The 26308-nt window shown below is 42.5% G+C and carries 23 protein-coding genes; 13 read left to right on the forward strand and 10 right to left on the reverse strand.

Annotation, left to right across the window (positions count from 1 at the left end):
• The first annotated feature begins 13 nt into the window (after positions 1 to 13).
• Both ACMCM8_RS07315 and ACMCM8_RS07320 read left to right on the forward strand, forming a co-directional pair.
• A complete protein-coding gene (locus ACMCM8_RS07315) occupies positions 14 to 1495 on the forward strand; it encodes an MFS transporter (protein WP_412726936.1) in 1482 nt (493 codons plus the stop codon).
• Between the two features lie 3 nt (positions 1496 to 1498).
• Positions 1499 to 3214, forward strand: coding sequence for an alpha-amylase family glycosyl hydrolase (locus tag ACMCM8_RS07320; protein WP_412726938.1), 1716 nt, complete (start codon positions 1499 to 1501; stop codon positions 3212 to 3214).
• 196 nt (positions 3215 to 3410) lie between these two features.
• Here ACMCM8_RS07320 and ACMCM8_RS07325 read toward each other — a convergent pair whose 3' ends face one another.
• A complete protein-coding gene (locus tag ACMCM8_RS07325) occupies positions 3411 to 4433 on the reverse strand; it encodes a LacI family DNA-binding transcriptional regulator (RefSeq protein ID WP_412726940.1) in 1023 nt (340 codons plus the stop codon).
• A 293-nt stretch (positions 4434 to 4726) separates the two neighbouring features.
• Between ACMCM8_RS07325 and glnS the strand changes: the two genes are divergently transcribed.
• Positions 4727 to 6394, forward strand: a complete 1668-nt coding sequence (glnS, locus tag ACMCM8_RS07330; RefSeq protein ID WP_412726942.1) for a glutamine--tRNA ligase — start codon at positions 4727 to 4729, stop codon at positions 6392 to 6394.
• Positions 6395 to 6457: 63 nt separating this feature from the next.
• On the opposite strand, the gene ACMCM8_RS07335 is transcribed toward glnS, so the two are convergent.
• Positions 6458 to 7201: a YciK family oxidoreductase gene (locus ACMCM8_RS07335; protein WP_412726944.1), complete on the reverse strand. Its 744-nt coding sequence runs from the start codon at positions 7199 to 7201 to the stop codon at positions 6458 to 6460.
• A 381-nt stretch (positions 7202 to 7582) separates the two neighbouring features.
• Between ACMCM8_RS07335 and ACMCM8_RS07340 the strand changes: the two genes are divergently transcribed.
• Entirely contained in the window at positions 7583 to 10189 is a 2607-nt protein-coding gene (locus tag ACMCM8_RS07340; RefSeq protein WP_412726946.1) for a VolA/Pla-1 family phospholipase, read from the forward strand.
• A 65-nt stretch (positions 10190 to 10254) separates the two neighbouring features.
• On the opposite strand, the gene ACMCM8_RS07345 is transcribed toward ACMCM8_RS07340, so the two are convergent.
• Together ACMCM8_RS07345 and ACMCM8_RS07350 are read right to left on the reverse strand one after the other, a co-directional pair.
• Positions 10255 to 11100, reverse strand: a complete 846-nt coding sequence (locus ACMCM8_RS07345; protein WP_412727628.1) for an IS3 family transposase — start codon at positions 11098 to 11100, stop codon at positions 10255 to 10257.
• Positions 11097 to 11597, reverse strand: coding sequence for a helix-turn-helix domain-containing protein (locus ACMCM8_RS07350; RefSeq protein WP_412725292.1), 501 nt, complete (start codon positions 11595 to 11597; stop codon positions 11097 to 11099). Before ACMCM8_RS07350 ends, ACMCM8_RS07345 begins: the two co-directional genes overlap by 4 nt.
• A 495-nt stretch (positions 11598 to 12092) precedes the next feature.
• On the opposite strand from ACMCM8_RS07350, the gene sohB reads away from it, so the two are divergent.
• Together sohB and ACMCM8_RS07360 are read left to right on the forward strand one after the other, a co-directional pair.
• Positions 12093 to 13115: a protease SohB gene (sohB, locus tag ACMCM8_RS07355; RefSeq protein WP_412726948.1), complete on the forward strand. Its 1023-nt coding sequence runs from the start codon at positions 12093 to 12095 to the stop codon at positions 13113 to 13115.
• Between the two features lie 63 nt (positions 13116 to 13178).
• The gene (locus tag ACMCM8_RS07360; RefSeq protein WP_412726950.1) at positions 13179 to 13811 is read left to right on the forward strand and encodes a TetR/AcrR family transcriptional regulator; all 633 of its coding nucleotides are present in this window, start codon (positions 13179 to 13181) and stop codon (positions 13809 to 13811) included.
• A gap of 50 nt (positions 13812 to 13861) precedes the next feature.
• Here ACMCM8_RS07360 and ACMCM8_RS07365 read toward each other — a convergent pair whose 3' ends face one another.
• Positions 13862 to 14191: a hypothetical protein gene (locus ACMCM8_RS07365; RefSeq protein ID WP_412726952.1), complete on the reverse strand. Its 330-nt coding sequence runs from the start codon at positions 14189 to 14191 to the stop codon at positions 13862 to 13864.
• A gap of 230 nt (positions 14192 to 14421) precedes the next feature.
• On the opposite strand from ACMCM8_RS07365, the gene ACMCM8_RS07370 reads away from it, so the two are divergent.
• Both ACMCM8_RS07370 and ACMCM8_RS07375 read left to right on the forward strand, forming a co-directional pair.
• Positions 14422 to 15183 carry a Nif3-like dinuclear metal center hexameric protein gene (locus ACMCM8_RS07370; protein ID WP_412726954.1) on the forward strand — a complete coding sequence of 254 codons (762 nt, stop codon included), beginning with the start codon at positions 14422 to 14424 and terminating at the stop codon, positions 15181 to 15183.
• A gap of 13 nt (positions 15184 to 15196) precedes the next feature.
• Positions 15197 to 15937, forward strand: a complete 741-nt coding sequence (locus ACMCM8_RS07375) for a methyltransferase (protein ID WP_412726956.1) — start codon at positions 15197 to 15199, stop codon at positions 15935 to 15937.
• Positions 15938 to 15941: 4 nt separating this feature from the next.
• On the opposite strand, the gene ACMCM8_RS07380 is transcribed toward ACMCM8_RS07375, so the two are convergent.
• Positions 15942 to 16922: a 2-hydroxyacid dehydrogenase gene (locus ACMCM8_RS07380; protein WP_412727648.1), complete on the reverse strand. Its 981-nt coding sequence runs from the start codon at positions 16920 to 16922 to the stop codon at positions 15942 to 15944.
• Between the two features lie 70 nt (positions 16923 to 16992).
• Positions 16993 to 17469, reverse strand: coding sequence for a glutathione peroxidase (locus ACMCM8_RS07385; protein WP_412726958.1), 477 nt, complete (start codon positions 17467 to 17469; stop codon positions 16993 to 16995).
• Between the two features lie 227 nt (positions 17470 to 17696).
• Here ACMCM8_RS07385 and ACMCM8_RS07390 point away from each other — a divergent pair, with 227 nt between their 5' ends.
• Positions 17697 to 18557, forward strand: coding sequence for an NAD(P)-dependent oxidoreductase (locus tag ACMCM8_RS07390; protein ID WP_412726960.1), 861 nt, complete (start codon positions 17697 to 17699; stop codon positions 18555 to 18557).
• A gap of 38 nt (positions 18558 to 18595) precedes the next feature.
• On the opposite strand, the gene ACMCM8_RS07395 is transcribed toward ACMCM8_RS07390, so the two are convergent.
• A complete protein-coding gene (locus tag ACMCM8_RS07395; protein WP_412726962.1) occupies positions 18596 to 20200 on the reverse strand; it encodes a response regulator in 1605 nt (534 codons plus the stop codon).
• Positions 20201 to 20530: 330 nt separating this feature from the next.
• Here ACMCM8_RS07395 and ACMCM8_RS07400 point away from each other — a divergent pair, with 330 nt between their 5' ends.
• From ACMCM8_RS07400 to gmhB, 4 genes are all read left to right on the forward strand, one after another.
• Entirely contained in the window at positions 20531 to 21685 is a 1155-nt protein-coding gene (locus ACMCM8_RS07400; RefSeq protein ID WP_412726964.1) for an acyl-CoA dehydrogenase family protein, read from the forward strand.
• 61 nt (positions 21686 to 21746) lie between these two features.
• A complete protein-coding gene (locus tag ACMCM8_RS07405; RefSeq protein ID WP_412726966.1) occupies positions 21747 to 22871 on the forward strand; it encodes an enoyl-CoA hydratase/isomerase family protein in 1125 nt (374 codons plus the stop codon).
• 91 nt (positions 22872 to 22962) lie between these two features.
• Positions 22963 to 23823: a putative RNA methyltransferase gene (locus ACMCM8_RS07410; protein WP_412726968.1), complete on the forward strand. Its 861-nt coding sequence runs from the start codon at positions 22963 to 22965 to the stop codon at positions 23821 to 23823.
• Positions 23820 to 24374, forward strand: coding sequence for a D-glycero-beta-D-manno-heptose 1,7-bisphosphate 7-phosphatase (gene gmhB, locus ACMCM8_RS07415; RefSeq protein ID WP_412726970.1), 555 nt, complete (start codon positions 23820 to 23822; stop codon positions 24372 to 24374). Before ACMCM8_RS07410 ends, gmhB begins: the two co-directional genes overlap by 4 nt.
• A gap of 83 nt (positions 24375 to 24457) precedes the next feature.
• Here gmhB and ACMCM8_RS07420 read toward each other — a convergent pair whose 3' ends face one another.
• Complete coding sequence (locus tag ACMCM8_RS07420) at positions 24458 to 25975, reverse strand: DUF3413 domain-containing protein (RefSeq protein WP_412726972.1); 1518 nt, start codon at positions 25973 to 25975, stop codon at positions 24458 to 24460.
• A gap of 9 nt (positions 25976 to 25984) precedes the next feature.
• Positions 25985 to 26203, reverse strand: a complete 219-nt coding sequence (locus tag ACMCM8_RS07425) for a DUF1414 domain-containing protein (protein WP_412726974.1) — start codon at positions 26201 to 26203, stop codon at positions 25985 to 25987.
• Between the last annotated feature and the right edge of the window lie 105 nt (positions 26204 to 26308).

Below are 26308 nucleotides of genomic sequence, written 5' to 3' on the forward strand. Positions count from 1 at the left end.
ACTAGAGTAAACTATGCAAACAACTCAACCGCGCCTGTCATTTTGGCAAATATGGAATGTGAGCTTTGGCTTTCTGGGAGTACAATTTGGCTTCGCACTGCAAAATGCCAATGTGAGTCGTATACTTTCTGACCTTGGCGCTGACTTACACTCGCTTTCATTATTTTGGCTAGTTGCACCGGTCATGGGGCTTATTGTTCAGCCTATTGTTGGTTCAGCATCAGATAGAACCTGGAACAGACTCGGCCGTCGCCGCCCATTTATATTAGCCGGTGCTATTGCAGCAGTGGTGGGTATGATTTTACTACCTAATGCCCCCATTTTCGTTGCTTTTCTTGCGCCTATGATAATGGGAGCATTGATGGTGGCGCTTATGGATGCTTCATTTAATGTCTGCTTCCAGCCGTTTCGCTCACTAGTTTCAGATATGGTGCCTCCGTCACAGCGCAATGTGGGTTACTCTATTCAATCACTGCTCATTAACATTGGGGCGGTTATTGGATCAATACTTCCTTTTGTATTAACCAATGTCATTGGGTTAGAAAACACGGCACAAATGGGTGAGGTAGCACCGTCAGTTATGTGGGCATTTTATATTGGCGCTACTGTGTTATTAGGCACGGTAATTTGGACTGTCATTCGAACGAAAGAATACGCACCACAAGACTATAATCGTTATAAAGGGCTTAAAGAAGAAACCGTTACAGAAAACAGCCAGACCAAAGCGCCATTGATGACGCGACTTGCAGAATTTTTCAGGCTTGTAAAAAACATGCCCAAAACGATGAAACAATTGGCTGTTGTTCAGTTTTTCTCTTGGTTTGCCTTATTTATTATGTGGGTGTACACCACACCTGCCATTACTCAGCATATTTGGAATGTGGATAAACAGTGGTTTGACCCTGCATTTATTGCAGCAGCGCCAATGGTACCTGAAAGTATCACTATGGCTAAAGGCGCTGCTGGCGATTGGGTAGGAATATTGTTTGCGGCATACTCAGTATTTGCTGCAATTTTTTCAGTTTTCCTAGCTCGTCTTGCCGATCAGTTCGGGCGTAAAATTGTCTATGCAGGTGCATTGGCGTTAGGCGGGTTGAGTTACGTCAGCTTCTTGTTATTCCAAGATTTGACCATGGTCAATGTAAACTTGCTGATAACTGAAGTGACTGTGCCATTAGGTGCCGTTAAATTACTTATTCCGATGGTTGGTGTTGGCATCGCCTGGGCTGCAATTCTTGCAATGCCTTACGCTATGTTAGCTGGTGCACTACCTGCTAATAAGACTGGCGTATACATGGGAATTTTTAATTTTACTGTTGCCGCTCCACAGATTGTATCAGGCCTTACTGCAGGCTGGATATTAAGTAGCGTGTTTGATAACGATGCTAAATACATTATTGTGGTTGCGGGTATTTCCATGCTTATTGGCGCATTAGCGGTGTTCTTTGTAAAAGAGTCTGATACACATGAACACGCTACGGTTAAAGGGGAATAATCCATGTTTTTGAAACCGACAACGATTGCCATACTTACCGCTTGTGCGTTATCGAGTGGTTGCACGACTATTGGACAGGATGGCAAAGAGCTGTTTACAAAAGGTACTGAAAACAACGAAGCGCTGATGATAGCAGGCACTACACACCCGTTTGCCAGTGAGGCTGTTTACTTTGTTATGACCGATCGCTTTGTAGATGGTGATCCAAACAACAATTATGAAACTCAGGGCGGGGAACACCCTACATGGCAACTTCCTCTGGCGGGACCTGAAGGCAAAACAGCCTATGTAGGTTATATGGGCGGCGATTTAAAAGGGATTTTAAATAACGGTGCTTATATCGCTGATATGGGATTTACTGCAGTTTGGTTAACACCCGTTGTGGACAACCCCGATTATGCTTTTAATGGTGATGAACCAATTACATACGGTGGTGCGTTTAAAGACGGCGGTAAAACCGGATATCACGGTTACTGGGCAACTAACTTTTATAAAGCCGATGAGCACCTGATTAGCCAGGATCTGGGGGTGAAAGAGTATACCTCAGCAATGCGTGAAAAATATGGTTTGAAATCTGTTTTTGATATCGTCGCCAACCATGGCAGCCCAAGTTTTACCATGGACTACGATTTACCCGGTTATGGCGAGTTATATGATGCTGATGGTAAATTAGTCGCCGATCATCAAAATCTAGCACCAGAAGCACTAGATATCGAAAATAATCCACTGCATAGCTTTTTCCACAATTACCCTGACTTGGTCAAACTCTCTAATTTAAATGACGAAAACCCAGCAGTACGTGATTATCTAATAAATAGCTATTTATACTGGATAACGCAGGGTGCTGACGCATTCAGAATAGATACTATTCGCCATGTTCCGCATGCCTTCTGGCGTGAAACCGCCGATAGAGTACGTGCGCACTATCCAGATTTCTTTATGTTTGGGGAAAGTTTTGACTATGAAGCCAATAATATTGCCCAGCACACTTTACCTAAAAATGGTGGCGTAAGTGTATTAGATTTTCCAATGCAAAAGGCAATGGTAAATGTTTTTGAAAAACCACTAGAAAGTGATTTCAAAGATTTAGCGGGCGTCTTGCATTTAACACACGGTCCTTATCACAACCCGTATGAGCTCACCACGTTTTACGACAACCATGACATGCCGCGTATGAATGCAACAGACAATGGCTTTATTAATGCGCATAACTGGCTCTTTACTGTAAGGGGAATACCTGTTGTGTATATGGGCTCCGAAATAGGTTACATGAGGGGCACTGCCGAGCATGCGGGGAACCGCAACTATGTGGGGCAGGCGCGTATTGGTCAAGCGACGTCACATCCAATTCAGCAATCGCTAAGTAACATTGCCAACGTAAGGAAAAATACACCAGCCTTGCAACGAGGAGTACAGGTCAATATTGAACTTGCCGGTCATAAGGCGGCGTTTTTACGCGTGTTGCAAACGCCACAAGAACAACAAACCGCCTTGGTTCTACTTAATAAAGGGAATAGCGAAACCCAGTTCAATGTTTCACAATACATGCAAAAGGGACATTGGGTTGAACAACTGACCGGTGAAAAACAGTACCTTGATGAAAACGGTGCGCTTGTAACAGATGTGGGCGCAAATGGCGTACAAGTATGGGTTCACGAGGGGGCGATTGATAACAACGCGCTTCTGCAAGCGGTGAAACATCAAGTCACCAGACAATAAATCTAATATGGCGCCCTAGAGCTTTTAGAGGCGCCACTCTCTTTCTTTTCACTCACACTCTTTTTGCTTATACCATCTACCACTTAGAACACTATTGGGTACGTCATTGTTTACATATCTAGAAGCCTTAAACATCACGTTGAAAACAGAGTGTTTTTTAGACTAGTTAATGGTAAAGCCTGAAGTTTTGTGGCAGTTATTCACTACCACACGATTGGCGAACAATAATATCAGCAGGCATGAGAAAGTCCTGAACCTCTTCGTTGTTAATGGCTTTCAACAAGGTTGAGACCAATAATTCACCGGCCAATTTTGTATTTTGTTGAACCGTGGTCAGTGAAGGAGTGGTATACGCTGACACGGCGATATTGTCGTATCCCACAACAGTTACATCGTCGGGTACACTGATATGTGCTTGACGTAATGCCCGTAAAACGCCCATAGCGATAAGATCTGAAGCGCACACTACTGCTTCGGGTAATTCATTGCTTTGTAAAAGGGATTTTATTGCTTCAAAGCCTGCATCTTCAGTTGATATCGCATTTCGCTGCACACTGTTCATATTCAGATGATATTGCTGAAGCGTATTCATGTAACCGTCAAAACGAGCCTTAAACTCGGGGGCGTGATCACCGTTGTCACCGATAAAAGCAAACGACTTTTTACCTAACCCTATTAAGTGCTCTGTAATTTTTTGTCCACCTTGGTAATTATCGCACCCTATACTGACACCTGGATGGGCTTCATCGGGTGCTCCCCAACGGACAAAATGGGTACCTTGAGATTCAAGTTGCGCTACTTTATTCTGGTAGTCGGTATAGTCACCGTAGCCGAGTAGAATAATGCCATCAGCTTTATTGGAGTCTTCATATTCAGCATGCCAATCATCTTCTAAATTCTGAAAAGAGACCAATAAATCGTAGTTAGCTTGTGCACAGGCGCGTGTTATGCTGCCCAACATGGCTAAAAAGAAGGGGTTGATCATAGAGTCGTCAGAGGTAGGATCTTCAAACAGCAAAAGCGCGATAGTACTGCTTTTTTGCTTTCTCAAATTACTCGCGTTTTTATCCACTTTGTAATTGAGTTCACGGGCTATTCGCTGAACCCTTTCACGGGTTTCTAGATTAACTAAAGGGCTGTTATTAAGTGCCCGGGAAACCGTTGACTGTGACACACCGGCAAGGTGGGCAATGTCAAATGAGGTTGCTTTTTCTTTCATAAATACCAAGTTCTGCTACTACGACAATATTATTCTAATTCAATGGTGCCGCGTAAATTACGGGTATACCGCAAGGTCATCGAGACTGTAGATTACCATAATTTTTTATAGAAACATGTTTTTTGAAACTTAGCCCCGTGTTTCACCACATTTTCTAAATGTAGAGGGCAAGGATAGCTGTTAAAACATCCACTTGTCAGGCAACAGGTAATAAAACGTGGTTGTTCTAATTAGGTCAGTGTTATACTTCCAGAAATTTTTTTGAATTATTAGCGTACAAGGGGAACATGCGAATGGCCGAGACTGAGCATCGTCCGACCAATTTTATCCGTCAAATCATCGACAAAGATTTAGCGAGTGGCTTGCATGACGTTATAAAGACCCGTTTTCCACCAGAACCAAACGGTTTCTTACATATCGGGCATGCAAAATCAATTTGCCTAAACTTCGGCATTGCACAGGATTACACAGGCACCTGTAACCTGCGTTTTGATGACACCAATCCGGCAAAAGAAGACATCACTTATGTAAATTCCATAAAGGAAGATGTGAAGTGGTTAGGGTTCAGCTGGGACGGAGAGGCGCGTTACTCTTCAAATTACTTCGATCAATTACATGCGTATGCGAATGAACTCATAGACAAAGGCTTAGCTTATGTCGATTTCTCTTCGCAAGACGTTATGCGGGAAATGCGTGGTACGCTAAAAGCGCCCGGTCAGAATAGTCCGTACAGAGATACCGATGTAGAAACCAATAAGCGTGAGTTTGCTAAAATGACCGCGGGTGAATACAAAGAAGGGGAATGTAGTTTACGGGCCAAAATTGATATGACATCGCCGTTTATGTGTATGCGTGACCCTGTTATTTATCGCGTAAAACATGCACACCATCATCAAACAGGTGATAAATGGTGTGTCTATCCGATGTACGATTTCACGCATTGTATTTCTGACGCTATTGAGGGTATTACTCACTCACTGTGTACCTTGGAATTTCAGGATAACCGCCGTTTGTACGACTGGGTAATAGATAATATTTCTATCGATTGCACACCGCGTCAGTATGAGTTTTCGCGCTTAAACCTTGAGTACACCGTGTTGAGTAAGCGCCGTCTTATTCAATTGGTCGAAGAAAATCATGTAAGTGGTTGGGACGACCCACGTATGCCCACTATTGCAGGGCTTCGTCGACGTGGATATACACCGGGTTCTATTGTTGAATTTTGTAAGCGTATTGGCGTAACAAAAATGGACAATATGGTTGAGATGTCCATGCTTGAGGCATGCATTCGTGAAGATCTTAACGATAATGCGCCACGAGCGATGGCCGTGCTCGATCCTATTAAACTTGTCATAGAAAATTATGACGAAGGTAACAAAGAGACATTAGTGGCGCCGAATCATCCTAATGACGAGAGTATGGGCACGCGTTCGATTGGATTTAGTCGCGAAGTGTATATCGAAGCGGAAGACTTTAAAGAGTCGGCTAATAAAAAGTTTAAACGCCTCGTGTTAGACAAAGAAGTTCGACTTCGCAATGCGTATGTTGTTAAAGCTAATCGCGTTGAAAAAGATGAACAAGGTAATGTGACGACAGTTTACTGTACTTACGATCCAGAAACGTTAGGTAAAGATCCAAGTGATGGCCGTAAGGTTAAAGGCGTTATTCATTGGGTTGATGCTGCTACTGCACAAGCTGCTGAATTCCGTTTATACGATAGACTGTTTAACGTACCTAATCCTGCTGCACAAGAGAATTTTACAGATGCAATTAACGCAGACTCACTTGAGATAAAACAGGGCTGGGTAGAAGCTGACTTAACACGCAATATCCCTGAAGTTGGAGCATGGCAGTTTGAGCGTACCGGCTATTTCTGTGTAGATAAAGATAGTACAGACGACAAGCCTATCTTTAATCGCACCGTTGGTCTTCGCGACACCTGGGCGAAAATCGGCGAATAACCGATGAACCAATAAAGTAGCGCCGCTTTCCCAATTGGGTAAGCGGCGTTTTTGTTTTTAGTGTTATTTGGGCTGACAATCCAACGATTGGCCATTAGTAGCCAAACTGTCATTCCCCATTAAATAAAGGTAAGTTGGCATAATGTCACTTGGTTGCTTTAGTGTCTCTGGGTTTTCTGCGGGAAAGGCTTGTGCTCGCATATGTGTTCGAGTTGCACCAGGGTTAATACAGTTAAAGCGAAGTGATTTATTTTGGTATTCGTCTGCTAAAGTCTGCATCACGCCTTCAGTGGCAAATTTAGAAACCGCATAAGTCCCCCAAAATGCTCTGCCTTTGCGGCCTACACTTGACGAAGTAAATATTACTGAGGCGTTTGGTGCTTTTTCTAATGCTGGTATCAACGCCTGTGTCATGTACACCATAGCATTTAGATTTACTTGCATGACGTCTTGCCATTCTTTTGCGTCAATGTCTTTAAATGCACTTAAATGACCAAGTATAGACGCATTGTGTAGCACACCGTCCAAACGTCCGAATTGATCAATAATGGTTTGCGCCATTTGTTGGTAGTGTGATGGGGTAGCACCTTTCAAATCTAGCGGCACTATGGCAGGTTCATTACCACCCAACGCGATAATGTCATCATAAACCGCTTCTAATTTCGATACTGTGCGACCAAGTAAAATACACGTTGCACCATGGGCAGCATAGGTACGCGCAGCTTGTGCGCCAATTCCATCTCCAGCGCCCGTTATTAAAATAACCTTATCGTGTAATAAATCTTGTGGTGCATTGTAGTCGTTCATTTTATTCCTTCGAATAGGGTTGGATATTCCTGCTTTAGCAGTAATTCGCTAATATTGTGCAAGGTATAGGGATGGACCAACAAAAATTGGCATTAATCCTAACTACACAGCCTTAGGTTGTTTAGCAGCGAGATCATACTCAGACTGACACACAAGTAAAACATTCAATGAAAAAACTCGTAAAACGTAAAAAAAGTTAACAAAACAGGTTAACAAAACTTTGCAAAGTTGAAACAAAGTCAATAAGATTGAACCAGATACAACTGGTCTAACATGTTTAAAACACTTTTTTGATATCTACTCAGTACTGGGTGGGTAAAGTTGCTTAGCCTAAGCAGAGTTTTAGACACAGAATAACAACAATGCTTGTAGGGAGTAGAGATGAGAAAACTCGTATTAAGTTCCAGTGTGGCCCTTGCGCTGGGTCTAGCAGGCTGTGGTGGCTCTGGCGATACCCTTTCTGACATTCAAGCCGATACCCAAGTCCAAACACCTTTTTCCAGAATCGTTTTCGATCCAGCTAATGGTAACTTAAACATTCCAAATGACCTTCTTATGCTACCTGGGGCTGATGGCTTCTTCGATTATACGTTGAATATCCCAGTGGATGACCCCACTAATTTTGGTGATCCTCAAAACGCGTTAAATGTACTGGATGGTTGGTCAACACAGCATCCATTTGTGATTAATGTTGCGACGCCTGCGGGTGTTTCGTTAGACGCTAGTACGCTTTCTGCGGGTATTTTGTTATTTGAAGCTACCTTAGGACTTGATCAAAGCGACGCTGACTGTGCGCAGGTATCTACTCCCTCTGCGGGATGCAAATTAGGCGATCAACTAAGTTATGGCGTAGATTACGTATTGAGCCTGGTTGACAACGATACAGTCAGTTTTGTACCGCTTAAGCCGCTTAAACCTGCTCAGGGTTATATGCTGGTGATGACTACTGATCTTAAAGACTCATCAGGTAAATCTGTTCAGGGTTCGACTACATGGGATACAGTTCGTCAGGACATCAATGAAAAACCACTTTCAAGCGCAGCGCAGTTACAGCTACAGGGGCTGGTTAATTCGTTAGTCAATCCAGTAATTGGTGCGGGTTTTGCGCGTGAAGATATCACTTACGTTTCTGCATTCACTACGCAGTCTGTGGCAAACGCATTAGATACCATTAAAAAAGTAATGGTAGGTGAATTTGCTGCTCGTGCGGCGGCTGGCGACCCAGGGGCAGGAACGTCATTACCTGCTATTGTTGTCGGTGACGTTGATGTTGCTCCTACTGCTATGGAAGCATTAGGACTTGTTACAGAACAAGCTGTTGCGGGTGCAGTAGCACTTGGTAAGCAAAGCCTTCCACCAGAAGCAGCAGCTTTGATTCCTTTAATTGATGCGACTGATTTCAGTGCACTACAAACTTGTGCAGGGTTAGCAGGTACTGTCACCGGTCAGTTAGCTGCACAATGGGGAATGGTCAATGACTTTGCGGTTGCTGTGTCTACAGGCATATTGGCACAAGCAGGACCATTCTGTGCAGCACAACGTTATGAAGGTGCAATTTCATTACCTTATTTCTTAGGTGTACCAAGTGCAGACAATCCACTCGCGCCAATAAATGCATTCTGGCAGGCAGCGTGTGACAGCGGAATTGTACTGGCTGGCGCGCCTCAGGCTGTGTTAGCCGATGCCACTCCTGGACCAAATGCACAGATGTGCTCTCAACTTGGTTTAGCTGATGTGCGTATTAATGGTGAAAAGCTAGATAAAGCGCGCAACATTACAAAATTCAACCCTTATCCGCAGCCTAATGGTAGCAATATGGGTGCTGAAACTTTGGATGTGCAAGTTACCATCCCTGATCCAGCCATTGCAGGCGCATTAGGATTCCCAATTTCTATGCCAGAAGCTGGTTGGCCTGTAGTCATTTTGGCTCATGGTATTACCAGCCAAAAAGAAGACATGTTAGCAATTACGGGAACGTTATCTTTGGCTGGTATAGCATCTGTGGCTATCGATCAACCAGTACACGGCAGTCGTGGGTTTGATTTGAATGGCGACGGGGTAGATGAAATTAATGCAACTACGGTAAGTGCTACGCACTACATGAATTTGGCTAGCCTTCCAACAGCGCGAGATAACTTGCGTCAAAGCGTTTCTGATTTACTTGGCTTGCGCTTAGGTCTTAATGCGGTAGTTGATACCACTGCAACTCAAAACGTTAAGTTTGATATGAGTCGCGTGTCTATAATGGGGGTTTCATTAGGTGCAATTACCGGTGGAAACTTTGCTTCTGTCGCTAATTCAAGCATGGGTGGCAATCTCGCGGCATTAGATGGCATGTTTGCGATTAAAGAAGCTTCACTAGAATCACCTGGAGGTGGTATGGCACAGTTTCTTCTTAAATCTGCAGCCTTTGGCCCACTTATTAGAGGACTTTTACTATCACAAGCGTCTGAAGAATTTGTCGGATTGTTAAACCAACTATATGGTACTACCGATGTTAGCGAACAAGAGTTAGTTGCAGCAGTTTCTACGTTTGAAGCGAACCTAACTGCAGAACAAGCGGCAGCGGTTAACGCAGTGTTTGCAGAATTTGCCTTTGCTGCTCAGACAGTAATGGATGCGGGTGACCCGACTAACTATGCGCAAACCCTTGGCAGCAACACGCCTGTACATATGATGACAGTAGTAGGTGACGGCAGTGCAGAAAACCTGCCGGATCAGGTTATTCCTGTTTCTACCGCTCTGCCACTTTCAGGTCAGTTACCATTAGCTGCCACTATCGGTTTAACGCAGGTTTCAACAACGCAAGGACCTTCAGCTGATCCAATAAGTGGTCTTGTTAAGTTTAACAGTGGTGCACATGCTTCTAGTTTAAACCCTTCAGCCAATGCGGCGGTTACTGGAGAAATGCAGCGCCAGGTTGCAGGATATATTGCAAGTGATGCATTAGTGCTACCTGTAACAAATGAAGCGGTGATTGCTAACTAAGCTTCGCTTACACATTTGACTAAAAAGCCGGCGTTTGAAGTGACCCCATAAAGTTGGACTCATTTCTAAGCGGCTGCCAAGGCCTGATTTCGATATTGTATCGGACTCAGGCCTTTTAGTTTCAGCTTTATGCGCTCGTTGTTGTAATAGTCGATGTATTCTTTTATGTTTTCAATGAGTTCGTCAGCGTCTTTGAACGTCTCGTTGTGATACATCTCCGTTTTTAAGATGCCGAAGAAGTTCTCCGCAACGGCATTGTCTAAACAGTTTCCTTTCCTCGACATACTTTGACGTAACCCGTTTTCCCGAAGGTGATTTTGGTACTGTTTATTCTGATACTGCCAACCCTGATCCGAGTGGATAAGTGGTTTTTCATCTCGTTTTAGCTTACTTGTCGCGGCTTTAAGCATATCGGTGACCAATGGTAATGTAACTGAGGTTCGTACCTCATAACTGACAACTTCCTGATTAAACAGGTCAATTATCGGTGACAGATAAACTTTCTGGTCTTTAATCTTAAACTCTGTCACATCGGTCACCCATTTTTGATTAGGCTTCTCCGCCGTAAATTCCCGATTGAGCGTATTGTCTGCGATTCTGCCGACTTCTCCTTTGTAGGACTTATAACGTTTGGCTCTGACCTTTGACTTTAAACCAAGCTCGTTCATCAAGCGTTGTACGCGCTTGTGATTAATCACAAGCCCCATCGTTCTCAGGGCTGAGGTAATTCTACGATAGCCATATCGCCCTTTATGTTTATGATAAATATTATGTATTTTGGCGCATAAACCAGTATCGGGACACAACCGTTCCAGCGTATTACGATGATAGTAATAAACACTCTTTGGTAGTCCTGTGATTTTCAATAGATTTTGTAAGCTATAAATGGCCTTGAGCTCTTCGACGACTATCGTTTTGTCTTTGCTTTTTTCTTTCTGGCTTGAGCCAAGGCTTCCAACTTTTTTAGAACAGCATTCTCAGCACGTAAATAGTCCAACTCTTCTCTGAGTTCTTTTTCCGTCATTTCAGATGATGGTTTGGGCGTAGAAGAGTCGTTTTTCACGCGGGGTTTTCCTTTTTTCTTTGGTTTCAGACCTGAGATGCCGTCACGAGCATATAGCTTTTGCCATTGAAATAGAATCCCGGGGGACGATAAATCGAAGAAAGCACTGGTATACCCGAGTGACCAGTTGTTAGCTGCCATTATTCTCAACACTTCTATTTTAAATGCTTGATAATAAGGTTTGTGAACAGACCTGAAACTTTCAGCGCCATGAATTCGATAAACAGCGGTCCAGTAACGGACCTGTCGTTCTGTGACATTGAATCTGTCACCTGCGGCCAAAGAGCTTTCAGATAAAGCAAACTCTGCTACTTTGAGCTTAAGAGTTCGATGATGTTTAGACATAAAAAGACCCCCAGTAATTGGAATGTCCAACTATTGGGGGTCACTTCAGTTATGCCGGTTTTTTTTTAGTTTATTGGCGTTTGAATGTTATGTGGTGTTAATGTAATGTTAATTGGTCTGATTTGTTGGTGGGACGTTCGTTTTTAAAGGTATAGCCAAGTATGTGTGATGTGCATATTCAAAAGCTAATCTGCCTTAGCGGTGCCATACAATAAGCATGCTATTAATGGCGTGATGGCTATCGATTTCTTTGAACAAACATGATTGTGTACCACACAGCCTACATTGCGGGATATTGACTTTACAGAAATAGAAATTGAAACCGATACTATTGCGCACGCATCACTGTCGTCAGATTAGTACGTAGCTGGTATTATAATGTAAATTAAACAGTGACCTATCGTTAGCCGTTAACGTATAAAAGCCTGAAACGGTAGGTCTCGATACGATAGAGGTTTGTATATTGCAAACCTTTTAATTTACTAGGAGTAGAGTTTGGAGTTTTTGTACGAATACGGTTTATTTGTTGCCAAGGCAGTTACAATAGTACTGGCATTTATCGTGATAGTATCCACTATCGTAAGTGTAGCGAGTAAACAAAAACACGGCAAAGGTCAGCTGGAAATTACGTCTATTTCTGACCAGTTAAAAGATGTTACCCATTATGCGAAGCACGTCATTCTCGACAAAACAGCGTTGAAAAAGCTGGCTAAAGAACAGAAGAAGGAAGCGAAATTAAAAAATAAAGAAAAGTCACAAGAAGAGACTAAGTCCCGCCTCTTTGTCATTGACTTTAAAGGTTCGATGGATGCTGCAGAAGTAGAACATCTGCGAGAAGAAATTACCGCTATTTTGTGTGTAGCTGAAAAAGGCGATGAAGTACTTTTGCGTTTAGAAAGTGGTGGCGGGGTAGTGCATGGTTATGGATTAGCAGCATCTCAGCTTCAACGTGTCAAGAACAAGGGTTTAAAACTGACCATTGCTGTAGATAAAGTGGCAGCTAGTGGTGGATATATGATGGCATGTGTAGGTGACAAACTCATAGCTTCACAATTTGCCTATATCGGTAGTATCGGTGTATTAGCACAATTGCCCAACTTCAATAAAGTACTTAAAAAGAACGATATTGAATTTGAACAGCATACCGCGGGTGAATACAAACGTACCTTAACTATATTTGGTGAGAACAACGACGAAGGACGCGCAAAGTTCAAACAAGAAATTGAAGAAATTCATACACTGTTTAAAGCGTTTGTTCATAGTCAGCGTCCAGATATGGATATCGATAAAGTGGCAACAGGTGAGTACTGGCCCGCGATTAAAGCTCAAACACTCGGGCTGGTAGACGAGATCCTCACCTCTGATGACTATATTTTATCTCACTATCCTGAGCGTGAAATCTTCAGTGTTAAGTATACTATTAAGAAAAATGTGGCAGAAAAACTCGGTATGTCAGCTGCGAGTGTTATTGAACGATTTTTAATGAAATCGTGGAGCAAGGCAAGACATTGGTTTTAATCCATTGAAGGCGGTGCATTGGCCGCCTTTTTTTATACAACAAAACTAAATAATAAGAATTATATGGCAAGGCATACTAAAACCGATATTTTAGATGCGGCAGAGTATTTGTTTTCTCTTCAGGGGTTTACACAAACTTCGATGCGAGAAATTACTGCGCGGGCAGAAGTAAATCTCGCATCGGTAAATTACCACTTTGGCAGCAAAAAAAATCTGATTCAAGCAGTTTTCAAGCGTTTTTTTGACGAACTGATGCCACAAGTTGAACAACGGTTAAACACCCTTGATATAGGTAAAGGTGCACTGGGTGTTGAACGTTTACTTTACGAGTTAGTGCCACCTATGTTGCAGTTGAATTCACTTTCTGACAATGGCACGGCCACGTTCGTAAAACTTTTAGGTAGAGGGTACAACGAAACTCAGGGCCACTTGCGGCGTTTCATTATGAATGACTACGGCACATGCATTCGCGCCGTCATTAGTGCAATCCAAAATTGCTTACCTCACCTTCCTGAAGAAGAATTGTTCTGGCGGTTGCATTTTGCTATGGGAAGCTTTGTGTTTTCAATGGCTTCAAGTCAGGCACTAATGGAAATAGTAGAATCTGATTTTCATAAACACGTAGAAATAGAGGAAGTGATCAACCACCTTGTTCCGTTTGTTGCACAAGGCTTAGCAGGTAATGTAACAAAATAATGCGCACTTAAAGTAGTGCGCTATTCCTATAAAAAAACGTGACTAACACGTTATCTAGGCAATATTGCGCCTGGCGCTTCAGCTTTCAGTTTTTCAGCCCAATATTGTTTCACTGAAAAAGCTGCGCTCTTTTTCGATGGTTTCTTTGCGCTTGATGATTTAGCCGCTTTCGCGGTCTTTGTGGCTGGTTTTTTAGTAGCACTGCCACTTTGACTTAGTAATGACTCAGTCATTTCTTGCAATTGTGCTAAGCGAATGTTTTTTCCACCATCTACACTATACCAACCGCTTTTAGCTTCAATAGATGGCGCCTTACCATTGACTTGGCTATAGGCTTCTGTGAAATCGGCAACTATTTTGTCTTTGTCTAGGTTTGTCATGCTTTTTATACTCATGGTTTTGTTAAGATGACGAACGCCTGTTAATTAAACTTTATAAAATACAAACTTAGTAGTAGTGAATTACACTGCTTCTAATGAGTGTGTCAATCCAAAAGATTTGAACACGGTCTATTACACACGTTTGCTGGAATACAAGGTATAATGGTAAACGTTCGCTTTGTTTTATAACGTTTTTTGAACAATTTGTCTAACTTTCGACCGGAGGCCTTGTGTCTGTAACATCCGAAGAATTGAAAAACTACCTAGATGGCTTATTGCGAGTAACCGAAATTAGCGATTATTGCCCCAATGGACTTCAGGTTGAAGGTAGACGTGATATTAATAAGATAGTAACAGGTGTTACTGCGTCACAGGCGTTAATTGATGCCGCTATTGCTAGTAACGCAGATGCGATTCTTGTGCACCACGGTTATTTTTGGAAAGGCGAAAATCAGGTAATTACAGGGATGAAGAAGCGTAGGTTACAGGCGCTGCTCACTCGCGATATCAACTTGTTTGCCTATCATTTACCCCTAGATGTTCATCCTGAGTACGGTAACAACAGACAGATTGCTGAACTTTTGTCCATTGAGAACGTAGCAGCTTATTCGGCAGTAAAACCTGTTGGTGTACTCATGCATGGCAATCTTGCAGAGCCCGCATCAGCTGACGATTTTAAGGCCATTATGGAAAAGGTCTTTTCGCGTAGGGTACTTAGCGAAGGGCCTACTCATCGTGACATCAAAACAGTGGCATGGTGTACGGGAGGTGGGCAGGGGTTCATTGAACAGGCCGTTGAATTAGGCGTAGACGCCTTTATCACTGGCGAAGTGTCAGAGCAAACCGTTCACACTGCCAGAGAGATGGGAATAACCTTCTTCGCTGCTGGACATCACGCCACCGAACGTTATGGCATCAAATCTCTAGGTGAACATCTTACAAGCCAATTTGACGTCACTGTTGAATTTATCGATATTGCCAACCCTGCCTAGTTGAATTGAATTTATGATTAATGATCGCATTTTTGATGGTATCGCTGAAAAATTCGCACACAATATTTATGGTACAACTAAGGGGCGGCTACGTCATACCTTACTCTGTGATGTGTTAAGCCCATATATTGCTACACCGCTTCGAGCAATAGAAATAGGGGGCGGTACAGGGGTAATGAGTGCGCATTTAGCTTCGCTGGGGCACAAGGTTGTATTAACTGATGCCTCCCAGGATGTACTAAAACAAGCAAGAGAACTATTGCAATCATTTCCGAATGTCGAAATTCGCCATCAATATTTACAAGAAGTCGGTGATTTAGACCAGTTCGATATTGTGCTATGCCACGCCGTATTGGAATGGTTAGACAATCCTTTTGAGGCTATTCAACACTTTCATCAGCAAATGAAAGAAGGCGCTATATTAAGCCTGAGTTTTTTTAATCAAGACGCCAATCTTTTTGCAAATGCAATTTATGGTAATTTCGACTATATCGCTAAAGGTCTAAAGGTTAAGAAACAAGTGCGCCTTAATCCTAAGCAACCACTCAGCGCAATGAAAGTGGTTGAATTTTGTAAGGCACTGGGGTTCACCGTGCGTGAAAGTGCCGGCATTCGCTGTTTTCATGACTATATGCGTGATGTAAGTCATCAAGCGAGCAAATACGACGAGCTACTGGCCTTAGAAAGGCAATATCACAAGCAGCCCCCCTATATGTGGCTCGGTAAGTACTTCCATTTAATTTTAGAAAAATAACTGATTACACAGTAACGAGGTTGTCTCGGTTTATGATGTTACTGACAGTCACATGGGCGATTTCATCCAAAGCCTCTTGAGTAAAAAAACCTTGGTGACCGGTGATTAACACATTGGGAAAGGTGGTCAGACGCTGAAAATTGTCATCTTGTATGATGTCAGTGGAATGATCAGCAAAAAATAACTCAGATTCTCGTTCATAAACATCAAGTCCCAAATATCCAATTTTTTTAGACTTTAACCCTTTAATAATTGCCCTATCGTCGACTAGTCCACCGCGTGACGTATTAATTAGCATAACGCCATCTGGCATGAGCGAAAGGGTGTCATCATTGATAAGATGTTGGCTGCTTTCGTTGAGGGGGCAATGTAACGTAACAATGGTGCTTTCTTGAAGTAGGGTAGAGAGTGGTACGTATCTGGCTCCCATTTGCTCTACACTTTCATCAACTATTGGGTCGTGGCAAATCACCGTACAACCAAAACCGAGCAGTATCTTTATTACTGCTTTACCTATTCTACCTGTACCAATTACGCCAACGGTTTTTTGATGGAGGGTAAAGCCAAGCAAACCATTGAGTGAAAAATTTCCTTCTCGAACGCGGTTATAGGCTTTATGTGTTTTTCGGTTGAGTGTGAGCATGAGAGCTAAGGTATGTTCAGCTACGGTTTCAGGACTATAAGCAGGCACTCGACTAACAGAAATGTTGTGTTGTTGCGCGCTGGCAATGTCCACGTTATTAAAGCCAGCACATCTAAGTGCAATGTGTTTTACACCACAATTCGAAAGAATTTTTATAGTCTCAGCGTCTACTTTGTCATTTACAAAAACCACAACCACATCAAATTTGTCGCACAAATGGGCTGTGTCTTGATTAAGTGAGTATTCAAAAAATGAAGGGACTAGTGGTACGCTTGCTTCGCGAAACAGTTCGGCAAAAGTATTTTTTTCATAATCGCGGGTACTAAAAAAAGCGATGTTCAATGTGTTGTCTGATGTCGTCGCTTGCATAAGTAGCCCGCTCCTTTATGTTAAGTGTTTAGTATGTGATGCGCTAAAGTAACGCCGCAATATCTTTTTCTATTTCAGCTGGCTTTACCGTAGGGGCATAGCGTTTCAAAACACGGCCTTCTTGATTGATTAAAAACTTAGTAAAGTTCCATTTGATCCGCTTAGTACCTAGTATGCCAGGTGCCTGTGTTTTTAAATCAGCAAAAAGCGGATTGGTATTAGGTCCATTTACTTCGGTTTTTTCTGAAAGTGGGAAGGTAACCCCAAAATTTAAAGAACAAAACTGTGCAATATCATCATTAGAACCAGGCTCCTGATGGCCGAATTGGTCACAGGGAAACCCTAATATTTCCACTCCTTGGTCTTTATATTTTTTGTACAAAGATTCTAAGCCGTCATATTGGGGAGTAAAGCCACATTTACTCGCCGTATTTACAATTAACAGTACTTTACCTTTATATTTATCTAGTTTTACTTGTTCACCATTGTTTAAAGTGATGGTGTGTTGATAGATGTCCACTGATTGAATCCTTTAGCTATTTTGCTATCTACGAAAACTTAAGCAAGGCGCGCCTTTGTGTTACATTTCCGCAGGTAATGTTTATCTAGTCAAAATATAAAATACTAAATTGGTTAACGACGCAAGGGTATAAATTAATAAAATTACAGTTTGTTTCGTCAAAGATTTTTGTTCGTCGTTAGTATATTAAATCCGTCACAGCGGTAATTGGGAGAAGTAGGTTTAGAATGGCAAATTTAAAAATTAGTTTTCTTGGGTTGGGTGTAATGGGCTATCCCATGGCAAGACATCTGGTTAATGCAGGCTACCCAGTTACAGTTTACAACCGTACTACTCAAAAAGCCGAAAAGTGGGTGAATGCGTATGGTGGTACGCTAGCATTAACCCCACAAGAAGCAGCAGAGTCGGCGGATATTGTTTTTATGTGTGTGGGTGACGATAAGGACGTTCGCGACGTGGCGATGACTGCACTTGAAACAATGAAGGCAGGCAGTATTCTCGTAGATCATACCACTGCATCTGCTGATATAGCTCGGGAACTGTATGCATTGTGTCGCGACAAAGGTGTTGGCTTTTTGGATGCTCCCGTTTCTGGTGGTCAAGCCGGCGCTGAAAACGGCTTACTTACTGTGATGGTAGGTGGCGATAATGATGTTTTTGAGCGTGTAAAACCAGTGATGGACAGCTACGCCAGACACGCTCAATTGTTAGGTCCCTGTGGCAGTGGTCAATTAGCAAAAATGATGAATCAAATTTGTATTGCGGGCATTGTACAGGGTTTGGCAGAAGCTTTACATTTCGGACAGAAAGCCGGACTAGACTGTAATGCAGTAGTTGAGGTTATTAGCAAAGGGGCAGCACAATCTTGGCAAATGGAAAATAGAGCCAAGACTATGCTTGATGATAGTTTTGACTTCGGTTTTGCTGTTGACTGGATGCGCAAGGATTTGAGTATAGCGTTAAACGAAGCGCGAAAAAATGGTTCGACACTGGCATTAACAGCGCTTGTCGACCAATATTATGCCGACGTTCAAAAGTTAGGTGGGGGACGTTGGGATACATCAAGTTTACTTACCCGTTTAAAGTAACCTGACACATTACTGCTTATGATTTGTTGCGCTTATCGTTATGATGTTTTTGGTACATTCAGCAATTGTTGTAAGCGCGCCAATCGGTGTTTGTTAGCATCCGTTAATTCACTATTGCTGATAGTGTCAAACAATTGCTCTTGATTATAGTTTCGAAAAGCTGCAGTGTTTGACTCTATCATGCTTTGCAAAAGATTAAGGCCGAATGCAGCTGTGTCTGGCGCTAACTGGTATGCATCGTAAAAATGCTTAATTGCCTCATTAAAAGCGCCCTCAACGAATAATTGCATACCCGCTTCATTGATACCGACGGCTTGTTCTTGCGTAAGCCCCAAGCTTTCGGTGCCCGCAAAGATGAGATCGCCATTCGTTACTTGCTCGGAAATACTTTGGAACTGGCTGTTTTTCTGAGCGGCGAGTGAGAGTAATTCAGTTGCTTTGGGTTCATCACCTAACATGTGGTGAACTTTAGCCGCCATGACTAAAGTGGCAGGTTCAGTTCGCAAATAATTATCAATATGCTCACCTTCTAGCAACTGTTCTGCTTTTTCCATATTGTTATCGAGTATTGCCGAGAAGGCTAGTAGGTAGTCTCGCTTCTGTAGGGTTTGTGGGTCCCCTTGAGTTCTACCGGCAACGCCAATGAGCTTTCTTGCTTGAGATAAACTCTCCTTGCGGTTGGTGCGTGGTGAACCTTCCGCTAAAGCCAGATAAAACTCTGCTAGTTCAAAAGTGAAATCGTTAAATTTATCTTTTGAGCCTCGATGTATCGCCCGTTTTTTCTGTAATAAGTCAATTGCATCAATTACTTTGTCACGTTTTTGGTAAGCCACACTTTTAAGGCGTAAAGCGGGTAAACTCAACTCACTAAATTTTATCTGATCTAAATATTTTTCTACGTCATCATAGGCTTTCTGCTCAAAGGAAAGTGAAGCTAGCCATTCGAACGCTTTGTCTTTAACTAAACTAGAGCCTACCATCTTGCTTAGATCCTCTTTGCAAGAAGGCCATTGACCTGCAGCATATTGGCATTTTATTTTTCCCCATTGGGCCCATAGGACTTTGTCTGAATGGGCGAGGACACTTTCATAGATACCTAATGCAGAGGAAATGTCCCCGCTTTCAAATAGTAGTTTTGCATGTAAACGTCGAACGTCAGATGCTAAGCGAGAGGGAACACCCAATCGCATTTTTTCTTTTACGATATTTAAAGCTTGTGAGACGTTTTTATTATCAAGGGCAATAAGCACATTTTTAATGTACTCACGGAAGCTTAGATAGTGCCTGATTTGTCGAGAGAGCGAGGCAATGGTATAAGGCTTAATTAACAGAACGTCGGGTTGTAGTTCCATTATTCTACCAATAGTTTGTGGTGCTCTATCAGAAGTAAGGAACACGATACCGGTACTGGGGCGAATAAATCCCGCTTCTTTTAAACTTTGTATCCACTCAACGCCATTTTTATCATCGCCAAGGTGGTAGTCCATTAACAGCAATTCAAAGTGCTGTTTTTTTAATGCCGCTTTAAGTTCAACACCTGAAGTAAAACTGCTTACATTCAAATTAGCTATGGACATTAAATGACCACGTAAGGCAGTTCTTGCAGTTGCGTTGTCTTCTACAATGGCAATTCTAAATTCCACAGGGACCTGACTTCTTAACAAGCGATACATAAGCTTATCAGTGGATTGAACAAAGTTCACTATCAATAAACTGATAAGGAACGACTGGCTAACCACTACGAAAGTAACCTAGCGTACGATAGCCTGTGTTTATGTATAACAATTACTGAGTACTAATTCACTACTTGATACTTGATTTATTATTAGCGTAGTTAAAAACCTTTATTGTCACATATTATTTACGTCTCTATGCATGTATTTGAAACACGTGGTTAACTTTACGTTTACGTAAGGGGTAGGTTTTAGTTATTGTGTCCATAGTAAAGAAAGACACAATACATAGGTATCAGAATGAACTTTGAACTAACCGATGACCAAATAGCCTTCGAAGAGACGGCGCGCCAATTTGCTGAACAAGAATTAGCGCCGTTTGCAGCCAAATGGGACAAAGAACATTATTTTCCCATTGAAGCAATTCAAAAAGCAGGGGAGCTGGGTTTTTGTGGACTCTATACACCTGAAAATGCTGGCGGCCTGGGTCTTTCTCGCCTAGACGCATCAATTATTTTTGAACAACTGTCTATGGGATGTACGACGACAACAGCCATGCTCACCATCCATAATATGGCCACATGGATGATTGCTACATGGGGTAATGAGGTTGTTAAACAGAAGTGGTGCCCATTGTTGGTAACTGGCGAGAAGCTTGCTTCTTATTGTTTAACCGAGCCGGGAGCAGGCTCGGATGCTGCGTCACTGAAAACTAAAGCTACTAAAACAGATAGCGGTTATGTGTTAAACGGTTCTAAAGTGTTTATCTCAGGCGCTGGCAGTACCGATGTACTTGTCGTAATGGCTCGCACAGGAGGCGAAGGCCCTAAAGGGGTATCAGCGTTTGCTGTGCCGGCTGACGCAAAAGGCATTGTTTATGGAAAAGCTGAAGAAAAAATGGGGTGGAACGCACAACCTACTCGCATGATCACATTTGATAATGTTGAATTAGCGTCTGACTGGCTTCTCGGAGAGGAAGGGCAAGGATTCAAAATGGCGATGCAAGGACTTGACGGTGGTCGTATCAATATTGCGACATGTTCAATTGGAACTGCTCAACAAGCCTTAAATACTGCCCGCGATTACATGGCAGAGCGTGAACAATTTGGCAAGCCTATAGCGGCGTTCCAGGCATTGCAGTTTAAATTAGCGGATATGGCGACAGAATTAGTCGCGGCACGTCAAATGGTTAGGATGGCGGCAGGCAAATTAGACAATAACGACCCAGACAAAACCACGTATTGTGCAATGGCAAAACGCTTTGCCACCGATGTTGGGTTTAATGTATGTAATGAAGCCTTACAACTTCACGGTGGATATGGTTACATAAAAGAATACCCACTTGAACGCCATTTCAGAGATGTAAGAGTGCACCAAATTCTTGAAGGTACTAACGAAATTATGCGAGTGATTATTGGTAGACGACTACTGAGTGATGAGCGTCCTGTTATTTAACGTAAGCGTAATTCAGGAATGTATAATTTAAGGTAAGTAATATTTAAGGCAAGGAGTGGTAATGTCGGTGACTGATCCTGTAATCAAGAAAGAAGAGCTAAAAACAGCGTGTGGTGCTTATTCCATAGGTTGCTTAACGCTCAATAAACCTAAGGCACTTAATGCGTTAGATTTAGAGATGGCCAGATTGTTGTTAGCAGCGTTAACTGACTGGGCAACTAGGGACGATGTGATCGCAGTCATAATTGATTCAGAGGGTGAAAAAGCCTTTTGTGCTGGCGGCGATATTGTTTCAATGTATAACGCTATGCGTGAAGCCCATGGTGCAATTCCCACGTTTCTAGAGGACTTTTTTAAAACCGAATACACCCTAGACTACACCATACATAATTACGCTAAGCCTATCATTGTATGGGGTAGCGGTATTGTGATGGGGGGCGGTATGGGGTTACTTTGTGGTGCTAGCCATCGTGTGGTAACCGAAACATCCCGTTTAGCCATGCCAGAAATTACAATAGGCTTGTACCCTGACGTAGGGGGGAGTTATTTTCTACCGCGTCTTCCCGGTAAGTCAGGCCTCTTCTTAGGCCTGACCGGTGGCCAAATGAATGGACAGGACGCTAAATTTGTTGGCTTGGCAGATGTCATTGTCGACAGTAGTCAGCATCAGGCGATGAAACAAGCGTTAGTCAATTATTGCTGGGATAGTCAAACTAATCACGGTGAGTGCGTTACTTCAATACTTGAAGGACTAAGTAAGCCTGAATCGCTAAGCAAGGGTAACGTTGAGCCCAATCTACCGTTAATAAATAAATTGTGTAACGGCATTACAGTTGAACAAGTTGTTAATGCTATTTTAGCAGCCGATTTGAGTAAGGATAAATGGTTAAGTCGGGCACAAGCTACCCTCGCCAAAGGCTCCCCTATAACAATGCATCTTGTTTTTGAACAGTGTACACGCGGTGCCGATATGACGTTAGCGGCATGTTTTAAGATGGAAGCAGATATGTCATGCCGTTGTGGCGAAAGCGGGGAATTCGAAGAAGGCGTAAGAGCACTGCTTATCGACAAAGACATGTCACCAAAGTGGAAATACGCCAAAGTGGAAGACGTGCCACAAGACGTAATTTCACACTTTTTCACTTCACCGTGGACAGAACAAACACATCCACTGGCACATCTTTAAATAGTGACATTGTTTTACTAAGGCGTTACCTAAACTTAGCTCTGGTTATCATTTGTAGCCAGGGCTTTGTTTTTGCTACACTTCGTGCCAATTGAAATTAGCAAAAGCAAAACTACCTATGTGGCGATGCCCACTGTGCCATTCATCTATATCCCTTGAAATGTCTCCCATTAAATGTGAGAACAACCATAGCTTTGACAAAGCGAAGTCAGGTTATGTCAACCTTTTGCCGGTTCAATTTAAGAAGTCAAAAGTGCCGGGGGATGATAAGGCAATGGTTAACGCGCGACGGGAGTTTCATCGCGTAAATGCCTACAAACCCCTTAAAGATAAAATCGCTTCTTTAATTGCTGAACAGCTCGTCAATCCTGAGATATCAACGCACAACTACCGTATTTATGACGCAGGCTGTGGAGAGGGAAGTTATTTACACGAGATACTGTTAAATCTACATGCTATCGGTATATGTTGCAGTGGCGCGGGCAGTGATATCTCCAAGGCTGCTGTAGAGCTTGCTGCAAAAGCCTATAAGTCTGAGCAGTTTGTGGTAGCCAGTAGTTTTGATATGCCACTATCAGATAACTCTCAGGATATCATTATTCAGGTGTTCGCTCCTGGGAACGATAACGAATACGCTCGGGTGCTGAAGCCAGGTGGTTTACTCGTTACAGTTGACCCATCATTTGATCACTTATACGAATTAAAACAAGCGGTATACGACAATCCCCATAAACACTCACCAGATACCAAGAAAAAACAGGCGCTTTCGTTAGTTACAAGCGAACGTTTGACGTTTCCTATCACTTTTGAAAGTGCTGAACAGTGTTTAGCACTTGTGAAAATGACCCCTTTCTATTGGAAGTTACCTGAAGATAAGTTAAATGACATTATTAAAAGTCTGAGTCGTGTTACTGCCGACTTCCATATTAATCTGTGGAAAAACGCGGTATGAAAAAAGCGCTATTTTTAGACAGAGATGGTGTCATCAATATTGATCACGGTTACGTAGGTAAATTTGAAGATTTTGAATTTGTCGACGGTATTTTTTCCGTCATTCGCCAGTTTGAATCGAAGGGGTTTGTCCCCGTTATAGTGACAAATCAAAGTGGGATTGCCCGCGGTTTTTACAGCGAATCCGATTTTCACACCTTGATGGATAACGTTCAGCGCGAATTTACCCAGCAAGGTATAGGAACCGTCTTAGTGTACTATTGTCCCCACCATATAGAAGGACAAGAAAAAAAGTATGCTATCGCGTGCGCTTGTCGTAAGCCGTTACCAGGAATGTTTTTGCAAGCGGCATCTGATTTAGGCATTGATTTACAACAAAGTGTAATGGTGGGAGACAGTTGGCGAGATATCTTAGCGGCTGACAGCGCGGGTATTAATCAGAGTTTTTATCTATCAAACAAGCACATAAATAAAGAACAATACAAACAGTTAAGTAAAGGGCATAGCGTTACGCAGATAAACAATTTAAGTGAAATTTTAGCGACGTTTTAGTAATAATCTGTTACGCGTAACTGAATTCAATTAAAAGAAAGGCGCCTTGCATGGCGCCTTTGCTTTTAAACTACAATGTGCGCCTAATTTTGTTTAGAAAAACGGGAAAGGTGTTTGATAGCTTGCGACAACAAATCAACGTTTAAAGATTCCTTACTGCGCTTGCCTGATTCCATATCACTGATTTCATAGCTGCCATTACTTAATACATCAGTGCGTTTGTTATCGTGAAACACCACAATACGTTCGCCTGATGTACTTACGAGCCAGGGGCGCGTAGGTGAAATGAGATTTTGCCCCGTTGAATAAAAGGTACTGGGGGCGTTGCAGCCTAACGCATTTAGGATTGTTGGTGCTAAATCTTCTGTACTGGCCAGGTTGGCTTTCAATGCAAGGTTACTATGAAGTTGGCCTTTAGCTAATTCACCACCAAAACCCGTTGCAACAATTATTTGATGATGCCGAGCTAACGCATCTTTGACATACTGCTGAATTTGTTCGCTTGCTAAAAACGCAATATGCAATCCCTGATGGTTATTGCTTAATGGTTGTAAATAGCCAGACAAATGTGGAAGCGGTAGCGCACTATCGCTGTGAATCGATACAGGCATGCCTGAACCTAGCGGTAAAGCTAATAGCACAGGCCGTTTTTGCGATAGTGCTTCTTGATAAATTTCAGGTACACCAAAAAGGGTTGTCGTTATTAACCCTTCGATAGTACTCGCTGTCGAATAGTAGTTCTCAATAGTACTTAACCCCATGCTTGATAGGTCAGGTTCTGAGTTATTGTCTATTTGAACTACCACAGTAAGGTTTTTAGAGGTTTCGATAGAACAATATACCGGTTCTGCAGGATAAGTAATATTGTGTATATCTGAATTAAACTGAAGTTGTTTGCGTTCTTCATAGGCCGCTAAATCTAACAAACCATACCGCGACATTGTGGTTTTTGCCGTTGCAGGGTAGGAAAGCGGGAACATGTTATCTTGCTTAATAATAGGCTGATATAACTTAGCATCTGCCCAAACGTGAATGGCATGACCAGTCACAAAACAACTGACAAAAAAAGTAGTTACCGGAATGCCAACTTTATAGCGATTAAACCGCTCAACCCTTTTCCAGATTGCATTGGCTAGAACTAATTGAAAGCCTAACCACACTACAAATAACAAAAACAAAAATGCCCATTGCTGCCAATTTTCTATAGCAATTTGGGCTTGAGCTTCATTCCTCAATAGGTCAGCAGCGTGAAAACTAATATGAAAACCAGTGCGATTAAATAGCAGGGCATCAAACGCTAAGAGCGCGAGTCCGACAGCTGCAATTATAGATGCACTGGCTTTGATAATACTGGGATTACTAACCAAATAGCACAATGGCAGTATGAAAATGACAAAGCCAAAGAAAGTCATAAAACCAATATGCCCAAACCAATTAGCGAGCAGATAGAGTGTTCCCACTCCTGTACCAGGCATAGGTGAAGAAAATACAAAAATAGAGGCAATGACGATGGCGATAATAATATTGGCCAAGGCGAACCAGTGCCCCCAATTGACCAATTTTGTCACACGCTGACGACGTGGAGATTCGGCAAGTATCATGCTTAAACTCTAGCTACTTTTTACGCTTTTTTTCAGCACATCGGCAAATTGCGTTGCCATGGCTTCACGATTTTCCGGGCTAACTTGAGTCTTAAGTATATGGGTGATGACATTTCCAAGCACCATTAAAGAAAGGTCGCGATTTGCACCGCCTTCTTCTAGTGTTAGAATAACTTTATTCATTAGCGCTTCGAATTCGTCGTTGCTATAGCGGCTCTGTTGGGGCATTGCTACGCCTCTTTATTATGATTTCTTTGATAAAAAGAATGGTTTTACTTGTAAAATGATTATAATCGTTGTTTGAGTGAGTACAATCATTCATTCTAAAATCCC

Origin of the sequence: Alteromonas sp. D210916BOD_24 (assembly GCF_047159385.1) — a bacterium.
GTDB lineage: Bacteria > Pseudomonadota > Gammaproteobacteria > Enterobacterales > Alteromonadaceae > Alteromonas.